Here is a 13,314-nt window from a genome sequence, read left to right as displayed (position 1 = left end):
GTCTTAGCACCCGTTAGCATTGGATAAAATGGCATTATTGAGCAGAGATTAATTCTTGATAAACTGCCTGGATGATGATACCATATAATCATAATTATAATAATCGTGATTATATGGTTGAGGTAATGGTATGTTTGTAGGGCGTAAACGAGAGATGGAGTTTCTCCAAAAATGTTATTCTTCACATAAGGCGGAGCTGGTTGTCATATATGGGCGTCGGCGTATTGGCAAGACGGAACTGTTAAAGCAGTTTTCCCAGGGAAAGCAGGCAGTTTTTTATGCATGCACTGAATGTACAGCAGTAGAGCAGTTGGATAGATTTTCTAAACGATTATTGAATACGGGGATGCCTGCAGCTAATTATCTGAATAGATTCGTGGATTGGGATTCAGCCTTTCGCAGCATAGCCGATATACCGGCAGATGGCAAAAAAGTGCTGATTATTGATGAATTTCCCTATATGTGCAAGGGTACTCCGGAAATACCATCTATACTGCAAAATATGTGGGACCATGAGCTGTCTGAACAAAATATTATGTTAATACTTTGTGGCAGTGCAGTAAGCTTTATGGAGGATGAGCTGCTGGGAGAGAAAAATCCTCTTTATGGGCGGGCTACAGGAGTTTATAAGCTTCAGCCATTATCCTTTGTGGAGACACAGGAATTTTTTCCTGAGTATACATTGGAGGAGCAGATTGGAGCCTATGCAATTCTGGGAGGCATCCCGTATTATTTGGAGCAGTTCGATCCCAAAAACGGTTTGGCGGAAAATGTAAAGGCTAATATTCTGCGTAAGGGCTGTGTGCTTTATAATGAGGTTGAGTTTCTGTTGCGTCAGGAGCTTAGAGAAACCAGTATATACAACACAATTATAGAAGCAGTTGCCTTGGGCAATAATAATTTGGCCTTAATTCACAGCAAGACACAGCTGGAGAAAAGTAAAATAACAGCCTATCTTAGAAATCTGATGGAATTGGGCATTGTGGAGCGCGAATTTTCCGTTTTGGCTACGGCAAAAGAACGGGAGGGAAGCCAACGTGGGTTGTATAAATTAACGGATTCCTATTTCAGATTTTGGTATTCCTTTGTATATAGCAGTATTTCTGAGCTTGAGGCGGGAGATATTAATGGAATTTGGCAATATCAGATAGAGCCGCAGCTGCACCAGTTTGTATCGTATAATTATGAAAGGGTTTGTATCGAATATCTTCGCCGAAAAAATCAAGAAGGAAAGCTGCCGTTTCATTTTACGAGGATAGGACGCTGGTGGGATAAAGTAGTTCATACCGTTGAGGGAAAGAAGCAAACCGTTGCCGAGGAAATAGATATAGTTGCTACAGACAGGCTGGGAAAAGAATATTTGCTGTGTGAGTGTAAATTTCGCCGTCAGAAGGCAGATGTGGAGGTTCTCCGGCATTTGCAGCAGAAATTTCCTGTCAATAAATATAAAGGAAAATATCATTATGTAATATTTTCTTTCTATGGTTTTACGGAAGAGCTGGTGAAGGTGGCAGCAGCTGAAAATGTTTTGTTGGCAGAAGATATTAGCGTCGGCGCAATTTAGCTGCCTACTGGTCGGTCGTCATAACCATTTAATAGTCAGTATAAATCCCCATTGCTGTGGATATGTCTTCCCCAGTGGTCCAGAGCTTAGGCCGGAACCTCATATAAATTTCTGCTTTTCTGAATTATTGTTGTAAAAAAGGTCATAGGCTTTTTGCTGCCTATGACCATAAGCTTTTTATAAGTCTTTTTTACAATATCATTTTATCTATTAACAACAACTTTCCCCTTTAGCGGCACGGCGGCCAGGTAGAAGGCAGCAATGTTTACGGCGGATTCTATTAGGAGCCCTGGGGCGGAGGACAGGCCGGCCTCTATGCTGTCATATAAAACAGCACCGAAGATGGTGTAGCCGGCAGTCATTATTAACAGGGCAACCACTAGAGCTGTAAAGGTTCGGATGGATTTTAGCACTTTTTCTTCGCTCACCTTTTCCACAATGAGGGCGAAGGACAGGGCCATAAGAAGCTTTATCAGGATAGTGGGGCCAATCCATAAAGGAAAGCCGCCCAATAAATCCGCAAAGGCAGAGCCGATACAGCCGGCCCATATACCCTGACGGGCACCGGCCAGCAGCACTATCAGAAAAATTGCCGCATCCCCCAAATGGGCATATCCCAGAGGAATAGGAATTTTCGGCACAAAGGTGGCTGCAAATACCACCGCGGACATAACGGCCACCAGACACATTTCCTGGGCCGTCCATTTCTGTTGATTAATTGGCGCAATATGCATATATAATCCCTCCCATAACGCCTACTAAAAATATAGGTTATATATTTAGTCCCTATTATAACCCTTATGATAGGTTTGTCAAACATTTTATAGAGGCGTTTTTTCACAGTTGCGTGTACATTCCCATCGTGATAAAATAATCTAGTTATTTTTGGTGCTGCTGTGTTTACAGCAGCTTATTTTTTGAGGTGACACATAGGGTAGTTATCGACAAGGCTATACTGCATATTTTAGATGTAAATCAATCAAATGAGGTATTTTCTGATGCGCTGCTGGAAATGAATGAGCCTACGGCGGAGTTTATCATTAAGCACGTGGAGAAAACCATAGCCAGCCAGGAGGCCAAGAAGGGAAGCTTTTATGGCAACAGTGAATTCAAGACTTTGCTGGAGGGGTATTTGCAGGGGAATATGGATTTTATTCCATTCTCCCGGCAGGCGGCCGGCAATCTGTACAAGCTGCTGACCACTGCCGAAGCGGTGGCCTCCACGGATTTGCTGATTTGTGATGGCCGGGTGGATGAGGTGCACTATCTGATTATGTTTAAGTGCAACAATCATCAGGGCTATGTTCATCAGATTAATGTGGATGAACAGGGCAAGGTGGCCACGGAGCTGGTGAATAACTACGCTATTTTACCGGGACTGACCCAAAAAATAGATGAATTTGTATTTATCAACTGTGACACCATGGAAATCCTGTCCAAGTCCCGCAAGTACAATATGGATGGCAACAATATCTTTCTGCTTCCGGAGCTGTTTTTGGAATGTGCCCAGGCTCCTTCCCCATCGGAGACCATAAAGGAAATCAACAAGGCCGTAAAGAAGGTAACAGAGGCCTATTGTCAGGATGAAGTGGCGGCGGTTACGGCAGTAAAGAGCTTTATTGCGGAGAACATGGAAAAGGAGGCAGTCCTTGATCCGGTGGCGGTAGGCCGGGAGGTATTTCAGGACAATCCCTCCATGGCGGCGGATTATAATCATGCCATTGAGACTGCCGGCTTTGCGGAACCGGTGGAGGTAAATCAGGAGGCTACCCTGAAGAAGATGAAAAAGCATAAGCTCAGCACCGATACGGGGATTGAGCTGACTATACCTACCGATTATTTTGAAAATACGGATTTTGTGGAATTTTTCAAGGAGGAGGACGGCTCCATGTCCATTACCCTGAAAAACATCCAAAATATTATTAATAGATAGAGCATAGGTGATATATGGTTGTAAATGGAAAATTGGACAACATAAGGGCCGGGGTTATCCAGGAGCTGGAGGCCCTTTATGAGCTGGAAATTCCCCAGGGGCAGATTATCACCCGTGAGGCGGCGGAAAAAATGCTGGAGCTTACGGGGATTTTAGGCCGGGAGGTGGCGGTGTACATCAACCGTAAAGGAGCTGTGGTCCAGGTCTCCGTGGGCGATGACGCTACGGTGGAGCTACCGGATATCAAGCAGCGCAGTACCATCCGCTTATCCGGTATTCGCTGTGTCCATACCCATCCCAGTGCCGACACCAGATTGTCAGCTCCCGATTTATCCTCTCTCAGGAGTATGCGGTTTGATTGTATGGTAGCCCTTGGGCGGAAGCAGGGGGGAAAAATTTACGGCAGTCTGGCCTTTCTGAATGGTGAAATGACCGAAGAGGGGGGCTATGTGGTCAGCGGCACCAAGGAGCTGTCCCTGAAGGAGCTGAACAATATTGATTTGGTTCAGCTTATTGTGCTGGTCAACAGTGCCTTGGGGAAGAACAGGCTAAAGGATACTGGGGAGCAGAGGGAAAAGGCCATTTTGGCCGGGGTATCCTTCAGCAGTCGCCGGGATGAATGGCAGGCAGAGGACTCTCTGGGGGAGCTGCGCGGCCTGGTGGAAACGGCCGGGGCGGAAATAGCTGGTGAGGTTATCCAGAATAAGGATAAGCCGGACAACGCCTATTTTCTGGGCAAGGGGAAGGTGGAGGAAATCGCCATGCTGGCCCAGAATGTGGAGGCGGATTTGCTGGTAATTGATGACGAAATTTCCCCGTCCCAGCAGCGCAATCTGGAGCTCAGCACCGGCCTGCGGGTGGTGGACCGCACGGCACTTATTTTGGATATATTTGCCCAGCGGGCCCGGTCCAGTGCCGGTAAATTGCAGGTGGAGCTGGCCCAGCTGAAATATAATCTGCCAAGATTAGGGGGACAGGGGCTGGTAATGTCCCGTCTGGGTGGCGGCATTGGCACCAGGGGCCCCGGAGAAACCAAGCTGGAAATGGACCGCCGGCGGATTCATGGGCGGATACACGATTTGGAGCAGCAGCTGAGCAAGCTGAAAAATCAGCGGAAGCTGCACCGCAATCAACGAAAGCAGTCCAGACTGGCCTCTGCGGCTTTGGTGGGTTATACCAATGCAGGGAAGTCGACTATTCTCAATGCTTTATCAAATTCTGATGTTTTGGCGGAGGACAAGCTGTTTGCTACCCTTGATCCTACCACCCGTTTGGTGGATTTGGATGAAAAGCAGCAAATTCTCCTTACGGACACCGTAGGCTTTATTCAAAAGCTGCCCCATACCCTGGTCAGTGCCTTTCAGGCCACCCTGGAGGAAACCACCGAGGCGGATTTGCTGGTTCATGTGGTGGATGCCAGTGACCCTAATTACGAGCTGCAAATAAAGGCGGTTATGAAGGTCTTGGAGGAAATCGGGGCTAAGGAAAAGCCGGCCATTTTTGTGTTTAATAAGGCGGACAGGCTGATGGAGCAGGGGGGCACGGACTTTGATGCCCAGCGGATGCTCCAGGGCCGGGAGGGCGTGGTGATTTCTGCCAGAAATGGGGCGGATTTACAAGTCCTCAGGGAGAAGCTGGCCTCCTTCTTTAATCAGGGCAGGGTAATTATGAAATTGCGCGTTCCTTATACGGAGGGCAGTGTGATTACCCGGCTTCATGAGATAGGTCAGGTTCTGGGCACGGATTATGATGAACAGGGTACGGTACTGGAGGTGGAGCTTCCGGTAACCGATGCTGAACCATATAAGGAATATGAAATTTAACGTAGGGAGTAATTATATCTAATGGCATTTTCAGAAGAATTAATTGAATTAAAAAAACAGGTGCTGGCAGAGAGCCAGCCTATGTTTGAACGGGTGGATGCTATTGCCGAGGCCAATACATTAAAGGTGTTGGATGCCATGCGGGAGTGCCAGGTGGGGGAGTCTCATTTTAATACCACCTCCGGCTATGCCTACAGTGATGTGGGCCGCATGAAGGCGGATGAACTGTTTGCCAGGGTCTTTGGGGCCAAACGGGCCCTGGTGCGGGCTCAGTTTGTATCCGGAACCCATACTCTGGCTACGGTCCTCTTTGGTATTTTGCGGCCGGGGGACAAGCTGGTGTCCATTACCGGTGCCCCATACGATACTATGCAGACCGTCATTGGCCATGCTGCGGAAAGCAAGGGCTCTTTAAAGGAATTTGGCATAAAATACGATGAGCTGGATATGGTGGAGGGCAAGGTGGATATGGCCGGTATTGCCGGAAAGCTGACGCCGGACACCAAAATGGTGCTTATTCAGCGGTCCCGGGGCTATTCCATGCGTGACCCATTGAGTATTGATGATATAGAGGCCATATGTGCCGAGGTGCACCGTATTAAGCCGGACTGCGTCTGCTTTGTGGATAATTGCTACGGTGAATTTGTGGATACCAGGGAGCCGGTACAGGTGGGGGCAGATATTATGGCCGGGTCCCTTATCAAGAACCCGGGGGGTGGCATTGCCCTTACCGGCGGTTATATTTGCGGCCGGGATGAGCTGGTGGAGCTGGCCTCCTATCGCCTTACCTCACCGGGGATGGGGGATGAGCTGGGAGCCTCCCTGGCCAACAACCGCATGATTTTCCAGGGCCTGTTTGTGGCTCCCCATGTGGTGGCCCAGGCCATCAAGGGAGCTATTTTTGCCGCTGGTATGTTCACCAAGCTGGGGTATAAAACCTTGCCCCTGCCTACCGAGGTGCGGGGAGATATTATTCAGGCTGTGCAGCTGGATAGGCCGGAAAATCTCATTGCCTTCTGCGGCGGAATTCAGAAGTATTCACCGGTGGATTCCTTTGCCGCTCCTGAGCCCTGGGATATGCCAGGCTACGAGGATCAGATTATTATGGCGGCCGGTACCTTCGTACAGGGAGCCTCCATTGAACTCAGTGCCGATGGCCCCATGCGGCCCCCATACAACGTATACATGCAGGGTGGTATCACCTTCGAGCACGCCGTAATAGGCATTATGGGAGCCGCCCAAGCTATTGCGGAAGTATCCAAGAACCGAAGGTGATTGGTTAATACTTCCCATGTGAAAACGTCCTGCAAAGAAAGAGAGTAAAAAAAAGAGAGTGGCCTGTGTGAGGTTACTCTCTCTTTTCATATTCCTGACATTACATCTGGCGATAGATACCGATTACTTTTCCCAAAATAGTTACATTTTTTTCATAAAATGGCTCCATGGAATCATTTTCCGGCTGGAGGCGGATGCAATCCTTCTCCTTGAAGAACCGTTTTACCGTAGCGGATTCACCATTTACCAGGGCAACCACGATGTCGCTGTTGTTGGCGGTGTTTTGCTGCTTTACCATGATATAATCCCCGTCATAAATGCCGGCATTAATCATGCTTTCTCCCTCCACCTTCAGCATAAAGGTTTCACTGGTAGTGCCAAGGAGATTTTGAGGAAAGGCAAATACCTCCTCAATGTTTTCCTGGGCCAAAATCGGTACCCCGGCTGTTACGGCTCCTACCAGAGGTACATTGACGGTACGTTCCCAAGGCTTGGCCTCCAACAGGTCAATGGCCCGGGGCTTGGTAGGGTCCCGACGGATAAGACCGGCATCCTCCAGCTGGTTAAGATAACCATGTACGGTGGAGCTGGACTTCAACCCAACCGCTTTACCAATTTCCCGGACGGAAGGAGGATACCCCTTTGCCAGAAGAAATTCCTTGATATACTTGTAAATTTGGTCCATGCGCTCATCAGCACAGCGTTTTCGTCCCATTAGTCACACTCCTCACATATTATTGTATAGGTATAGTATATCACATATATGTTCTATTGCAAGTATTATACAAACAAAAGTGCTGCCTTTTTGGTTAAATAAGTGAAGTATTAGTTACAGTTTATATTTCTATTATGGTATAATAGTTGTGACTGTTAACAATGGTCCTGAAGGAGGACGTTAAATGAAACATATACCATATCTTTGTGATGATATAAATGCTTTTTATAAGGTAGTGGACGAATTTGCTGATACGTTACCGGAGTATGGTGATTATTCGTGTATTTTGGCGACTATCTTTGTTGATATCAAGCTGAAAGGCGATACGCCAATGCTTTTGGCGAAGCTAAAGGAGGTCCTGCCCGATGTAAAGGTCATCGGCGGTACAGCGCATGCCAGTATTACTGAAGGGGAGATAAATTATTATGGAATATCAGTGACCTTTTCCGTATTTTCATCTTCCACCGTGGAGGTGTTGCCGGTTCACTGGGAGGATGAACATAGTAAGCAAATTGGCGAGGCTCTATATAGAAAATTAATCGATATGAGGCAGCTTGTGGCAGTGGGCATGTATTCATCGGGCTATGCGTTGAATATGGTTCCATTCTTTAATATATTGTCTCAGCTTCCAACGGATATTATTTTCTTTGGTGGTATAGTCGTAGATGGTACGGTAGGTGTCAATGGTTTTGTTTTTACCAGTGATGAGGTCATAGAACGCGGTCATGTTGTAGTAGCCTTTAAGGGGAAATCATTACAGGCTCATATCGGCTATGGCAGTGGCTGGCGGCCTTTGGGCAAGGTCATGCGGATTACCAGGTTAAATGACGCTAATACCGTTTCGGAAATAGATAATGTACCGGTGCGGGAGATTTACGAGCGGTATCTGGGGATTAGCCAATGGGATGAGTCCTTTATTAAGGAGGCAGTTGTGTTCCCATTTTCTTTGTCGCGAGGCGGTATGCTGCTGTCCAGATTGCCACGTTCATTGTGCGATGATGGCAGTGCCTGCTATGGTGCTGATTTTGTTTTGGGCGAAAAGGTGCGGCTTTGTTATGGTGACCCGGATTTCGTCATATATGAGGCAAGGGCGTTGCTGGAGGATATGGTGAGATTTCAGCCGGAGGGGGTATTTGCGGTCAGCTGTTGGGCCCGCCAGGTATTGTTGCATAAGAATGTCAATGAGGAATTGGAGGCTTGTCGCAAGTCAGCCGCTTCAACGGGCATATATGCCTGGGGTGAATATGTCCGCTCTCTTGATGGCGGTATATATATGAATAATATGTGTCTGTCGATAATCGGCTTGCGGGAGGGCGGCATTACCACCAGCTTCTATGAGAGTAAATCCATGCCGACGGTTCGTCTGGAACGGCGCAGCGGTATTGTCGGTCATCTCATGCACTTTGTTCAGGCGGTGTCCTCGGAGCTGGAGGAAAGCAATAAACGCCTTCATGATATTGCCAAAATCGACTTTTTGACCAATCTCCTCAATCGCGGCGAATTGGAATCGGAAATGAAAAATTCCCTGTATGATTTTCAATTGTCAGATGGCTCCATGACGTTGTTGATGCTGGATATAGATAATTTTAAGGGAATAAATGACACCCTGGGTCATGATATTGGCGATTCGGTATTAAAGAGTGTGGCTGCCCTTATTAAGCAAAATATACGTTCAACGGACATAGCAGGACGTTGGGGTGGCGATGAGTTTATCATCGTGTTTAACAATTGTGACGTTCGGGTGGCGGAAAATGTGGCAGAACGCATCAGAAGCAAAATTATGGGTCTGGCCTCCAAGCTCAATGTTGATAATGTCACGGTGAGCATCGGCATTACCGCCGCCACCAAAAAGGATACCCTTATTTCCCTGTTCCAGCGGGTGGATGCCGCCATGTATAAATCGAAAATCCAAGGTGGCAAGAACTGCATAACGGTGACTTAGATTAATCACAAATAAAAATACACAAATAGGCCCTGATGTCAGGAGATAATCCTTTCATCAGGGCCTTGCTGGTTTTCCTATTGTTTTATTTGAGTACCTCTGTCAACACATCATCAAGGGCATTCAGCACGCTGTTAATATCCTCTTCGGTAACCACCAGTGGCGGCTGGAAGGCCATTACATTGCGCTCGATACCATTTTTGCCGATGATAAAGCCCCGGTTTTTCATTTCCTCCAGCACCATATCCAGTTCCTCAGGGGCTGGGCTCTTGTCTGCATGGACGAACTCAGCACCCCGCATTAGGCCCAGACCGCGGATGTCGCCGATGATAGGATGCTTTTTCTGCAATTCCACCAGACCATCATAGAGCTGCTGTCCCCGCTGTTGGGCATTTTCCATGAGCTTATGCTTCTGAATGTAGTTGATGACGCTGAGACCGGCAATGGTGGATACCGGATTGCCCCCCAGGGTGGAGGCTCCCGGCTTGGTATAGGTATCAGCAATCTTGGCTGATGCGGTAAAGGCGGATATTGGGGCTCCGTTACCCAGGGCCTTGGCCATGGTCATAATATCCGGCACCACATCAAAGTTTTCTATGGCAAACATTTTACCGGTGCGGCCAAAGCCGGTCTGCACCTCGTCAATAATCAGCAGGGCATTGTACTTTTCCAGTATTTCCTTGACCCGCTTAAAGTACCCCTTGGGAGGGGTAACAATCCCCGCATTTCCCTGAATAGGCTCGGCAATCAGGGCGGCCGGGTGACCGCTGGTGGAATATTTTATCAAATCCTCCACTGCATTAGCACAGGCCAAATCACATTCAGGATATTTCTTCCCCAGTGGGCAGCGGTAGCAATAGGCATTGGGGGCAAAGTGAATACCCCCACAAGGATGGGGGTCTGTGCGCCACATCTGAATGCCGGTAACGCTCATGGTCAGCTTGGTGCGGCCGTGGAGACCGTTTCTCAGACTGATAAACTCGTCATTGCCGGTATAAATGGAGGCCAGCAGCATGGCTCCCTCATTGGCCTCGGTTCCGGTGGAGCAGAAGAAGGTCTTTTGTAAATCCCCTGGAGTAACCTCCGCCAGCTTTTCTGCCAGATTAACAAAATTCTCTGTCAGATAAATATTGCAGACATGCTGCAGGGACTGAACCTGCTTTACCACGTTCTCCGTGATTTCCGGGTTGCAGTGACCGCAGTTCATTACGGATACACCGGCGAACATATCCAGGTATTTCCGCCCCTCGCTGTCGTACAAAAACTGCATATCGCCCTTGACGAACTGGCGGGGCTCCTTGTAGAAGTGAGCCAGACAAGGCATGATGTATTTTTTTTTCTTTTCCAAAATGGCCTCAGGGCCAATAGGTTTTTCTAACGACATAAACACCTCTCCTTAATATACTATTAGTATTGTGATAGTGGTTTTCACATTGTCACAATACTAAAGTTTTTTCTTGCGTTTTATATAGTGAAAAAAATCATAACTCGCTTCGCCCTAAAGGACTAGTTTCGCGTCGCTCAAACAAATGATTTTTTCCACTAATATTAAGGAACTGCAACAAAAAACTTCTTAAACGTATTGTGACAAACTGTTCAAACCATCTATCTCAATATGTACTTAATTGTAAAAAGCTTGTGCTCATAACGAATCCTGGGACTGGCGGAAGCGGTATACGCCGATGCCCAGCTTTCTTGGCCCAGCCTCCTGCATTCTCTTGAAGACTGCCTCATCAAAGGCCGGCTGGCCGGCATCCAGCTTATCCAGGGCAGTGCGGTAGGCATTGGTGAGCTCTGCCACCAGCTCCGGCTCATAATCCTTGGCCTCAATGCGGTAGGCAGTCACGCCGTTGAATTTATCCAGATATGGATAGTAGCACAGATCCTTGGTAAAGAGAATATGATTGCGCCCAAACTGGTCCATACGCAGGGGATGAACCCCGCCGACAGCATCCTTCAGGGCATAGTGGCGATTTACAAACTCAGGGTTGATTAAATGCTTGTATGGCAAAATCATGGCGGCAAAATTGTGGTCGCAGATCATGGACTCGTAGGAGCCGTGAACAATAACCTCAATAGGCAGCTGGGACTGCTCCACCAGATTGCGGACCTGGGCAAAGGACAGCTCCAGGGAAGCGGTACCCATGGATATGCCGTTCTTCTTCATAAAGCTGGCCGCCTTGTGGTTAAACAGATTAAAGGAAAAGTCTGCCTGTACAGGCAGGTCGGTGCACTCCTGGGCCAGCTTTAAGGAGCCCAGATTGCTTACCAGCACACCGGCCGGCTTCAGCTCATTGACGGCCTTAAGATACTGCTCCAGCTCGCCACATTCACGGCGCATGGTGGTCCGTGGGGTGCCAATAAGGATTTGGGTATTGTATTTCTTACCGATTTCAATGGCTTTGACCACATTCTTTACGGACCATGGCTTCCTTGGCTTGTAGGCCTCACCGGAAAGATATACCATGTCAGCACCATTGGCGCAGGCCGCTTCCACTGCTTCCAGGTCAGCCACCTGAAGGGCCAGCCGGCGTTTCCCGGTATTTTCTTTATTTATGGCTGGTTCGGCTTTTAAAATTTCATCCTGGAAGCCTGCTTCCTCCACAGCATCGCTGAAAAAGCGGGGCTCACGGGAGCCGTCAAAGCCGATATCACTGGCATCAGGCTGCCCCAGAGCAAAGGTGGTAGTAAAATCACGGGCCCGGTTCTTGTACAGGTCCTGCCAACCTTCTTCGTCCACCTGATATCCATAGGGGTCCTCAATATAGGCATCAATAGCCTTTCGGTAGGTGGCCACAATGCGGCGGACAAAATCAGCCGGGCGCATACGGCCCTCAATTTTAAAGGAGAACACACCAGCCTGAATGAGTTCAGGTATATTTCTGTACATACACATATCCTTGAGGGCCAGCTTATAATCGTGCTGGTCATCCTTATCCAGGATTTCACCCGTGTCCTCGTCAATGAGCTTGTAGGCCCAACGGCACGGCTTCAGACAGCGCCCCCGGTTGCCGCTCTGGCCAAATAGTACGCCGGAGTGGATGCATTGGCCGCTTTCGGCGATGCACATATCACCATGCATAAAATACTCGATTTCCAGACCGGTTCTTTCCTTAAATAAAGACATTTCCGAAAGGGTCATTTCCCGGCCCACCACAATACGGGTAATGCCATATTCCTTCAGCTTCTTGATGGCGTGCTCGTTGTGGGTATTCATCATTACGGAGGTGTGGAACGGAATGGTGATGCCCATTTCCCTGGCAATCTCCAGCACGGCAAAGTCCTGGACCAAAATGGCATCGGGACGGATTTCATTGAGATAAGCCAGATATTCCTTTAGTGGCTCGATTTCATCATCACTGATAAGGTTGTTCAGGGTGATGTAGAGACACACATCATGGGCATGGGTGTACTCAATGGCCTTTTTCAGCATCTCATCATCAAAATTGGTTTCCTTGTTCCGGTGCATGCGCATATTGAAATGCTTGCCCCCCAGATAAACAGCATCAGCACCTGCTTCCACGGCAGCCACCAGGGCCTCCCAGTTGCCGGCCGGGGCCAAAAGTTCCACTGATTTACGGTTTAAAATCATTTTATGTTGCTCCTTTATATTGAAATGTTTTTATCTACTATGAAATCTTAGCGAATCAAATCCGAAGGATGCAGAAGAGCTTTAGATTTCGTGTAAGGGCTGATGAAAGCCTATGTGCTTTCATCTTGCTTACTATAGAAATTTAGCACACTAACTCTTAGTATAACAATTTTTGGTAAAATAATAAAGCTTTCGGCTGTCCCTTGTTTGGTTGTATTCTACATGAAGTGAATATCCATGCTGTCTTGATCAAGGAGAAAATCATATACACTAACTACTAACACACCAGCATTATTATAGAGTGGTGCAGCTGCATCCTTCGTAACAATGATTTTCTTAAATCCATCACCGGTATTTACTAAAGACCTTTATTCCTGAATCATCTTTTCCTTATCTGGGATCCCATAAGCAGATTGAATATAACGAGCTTTAAGATGTCCCCCACCTCTTTAGGTGGGGGAAAACAAACT

9 protein-coding genes are annotated in these 13,314 nt (G+C 47.7%); 5 read left to right on the top strand and 4 right to left on the bottom strand.

The window, feature by feature from the left end; translation table 11 throughout:
- The first annotated feature begins 130 nt into the window (after nucleotides 1-130).
- Nucleotides 131-1,564, top strand: coding sequence for an ATP-binding protein (locus Q0Y54_RS07960; RefSeq protein WP_297966088.1), 1,434 nt, complete (start codon nucleotides 131-133; stop codon nucleotides 1,562-1,564).
- 203 nt (nucleotides 1,565-1,767) lie between these two features.
- Here Q0Y54_RS07960 and Q0Y54_RS07955 read toward each other — a convergent pair whose 3' ends face one another.
- On the bottom strand, nucleotides 1,768-2,298 hold the full coding sequence (locus tag Q0Y54_RS07955) for an ECF transporter S component (protein WP_297966086.1): 531 nt from the start codon (nucleotides 2,296-2,298) through the stop codon (nucleotides 1,768-1,770).
- A gap of 188 nt (nucleotides 2,299-2,486) precedes the next feature.
- Here Q0Y54_RS07955 and Q0Y54_RS07950 point away from each other — a divergent pair, with 188 nt between their 5' ends.
- The 3 genes from Q0Y54_RS07950 to Q0Y54_RS07940 are packed head-to-tail and all read left to right on the top strand — an operon-like array spanning nucleotide 2,487 to nucleotide 6,595.
- On the top strand, nucleotides 2,487-3,497 hold the full coding sequence (locus Q0Y54_RS07950; protein ID WP_297966084.1) for a nucleoid-associated protein: 1,011 nt from the start codon (nucleotides 2,487-2,489) through the stop codon (nucleotides 3,495-3,497).
- A gap of 14 nt (nucleotides 3,498-3,511) precedes the next feature.
- Nucleotides 3,512-5,320: a GTPase HflX gene (gene hflX, locus Q0Y54_RS07945; protein ID WP_297966082.1), complete on the top strand. Its 1,809-nt coding sequence runs from the start codon at nucleotides 3,512-3,514 to the stop codon at nucleotides 5,318-5,320.
- Nucleotides 5,321-5,341: 21 nt separating this feature from the next.
- Nucleotides 5,342-6,595, top strand: coding sequence for a methionine gamma-lyase family protein (locus tag Q0Y54_RS07940; RefSeq protein ID WP_297966080.1), 1,254 nt, complete (start codon nucleotides 5,342-5,344; stop codon nucleotides 6,593-6,595).
- 100 nt (nucleotides 6,596-6,695) lie between these two features.
- Here Q0Y54_RS07940 and lexA read toward each other — a convergent pair whose 3' ends face one another.
- Complete coding sequence (gene lexA, locus Q0Y54_RS07935; protein WP_297966077.1) at nucleotides 6,696-7,310, bottom strand: transcriptional repressor LexA; 615 nt, start codon at nucleotides 7,308-7,310, stop codon at nucleotides 6,696-6,698.
- Nucleotides 7,311-7,494: 184 nt separating this feature from the next.
- Between lexA and Q0Y54_RS07930 the strand changes: the two genes are divergently transcribed.
- On the top strand, nucleotides 7,495-9,252 hold the full coding sequence (locus tag Q0Y54_RS07930) for a diguanylate cyclase (protein ID WP_297966076.1): 1,758 nt from the start codon (nucleotides 7,495-7,497) through the stop codon (nucleotides 9,250-9,252).
- A gap of 85 nt (nucleotides 9,253-9,337) precedes the next feature.
- Here the strand turns inward: Q0Y54_RS07930 and Q0Y54_RS07925 are convergent, their stop codons facing one another.
- Complete coding sequence (locus Q0Y54_RS07925; RefSeq protein WP_297966074.1) at nucleotides 9,338-10,636, bottom strand: aspartate aminotransferase family protein; 1,299 nt, start codon at nucleotides 10,634-10,636, stop codon at nucleotides 9,338-9,340.
- Nucleotides 10,637-10,894: 258 nt separating this feature from the next.
- Nucleotides 10,895-12,844: a peptidase U32 family protein gene (locus Q0Y54_RS07920; protein ID WP_297966069.1), complete on the bottom strand. Its 1,950-nt coding sequence runs from the start codon at nucleotides 12,842-12,844 to the stop codon at nucleotides 10,895-10,897.
- Between the last annotated feature and the right edge of the window lie 470 nt (nucleotides 12,845-13,314).

Source organism: uncultured Anaerovibrio sp. (assembly GCF_947302755.1).
Lineage (GTDB): Bacteria > Bacillota > Negativicutes > Selenomonadales > Selenomonadaceae > Anaerovibrio.
Note: the sequence above shows the minus strand (reverse complement) of the source record. Positions and strands in the feature narration are given on the sequence as shown.

What these genes read in the sequence shown, in the direction of transcription:
- Q0Y54_RS07920 (WP_297966069.1), bottom strand. Translation starts at nt 12,844, where the DNA reads ATGATTTTAAACCGTAAATCAGTGGAACTTTTGGCCCCGGCCGGCAAC.
- Q0Y54_RS07955 (WP_297966086.1), bottom strand. Translation starts at nt 2,298, where the DNA reads ATGCATATTGCGCCAATTAATCAACAGAAATGGACGGCCCAGGAAATG.
- lexA (WP_297966077.1), bottom strand. Translation starts at nt 7,310, where the DNA reads ATGGGACGAAAACGCTGTGCTGATGAGCGCATGGACCAAATTTACAAG.
- hflX (WP_297966082.1), top strand. Translation starts at nt 3,512, where the DNA reads ATGGTTGTAAATGGAAAATTGGACAACATAAGGGCCGGGGTTATCCAG.
- Q0Y54_RS07960 (WP_297966088.1), top strand. Translation starts at nt 131, where the DNA reads ATGTTTGTAGGGCGTAAACGAGAGATGGAGTTTCTCCAAAAATGTTAT.
- Q0Y54_RS07940 (WP_297966080.1), top strand. Translation starts at nt 5,342, where the DNA reads ATGGCATTTTCAGAAGAATTAATTGAATTAAAAAAACAGGTGCTGGCA.
- Q0Y54_RS07930 (WP_297966076.1), top strand. Translation starts at nt 7,495, where the DNA reads ATGAAACATATACCATATCTTTGTGATGATATAAATGCTTTTTATAAG.
- Q0Y54_RS07925 (WP_297966074.1), bottom strand. Translation starts at nt 10,636, where the DNA reads ATGTCGTTAGAAAAACCTATTGGCCCTGAGGCCATTTTGGAAAAGAAA.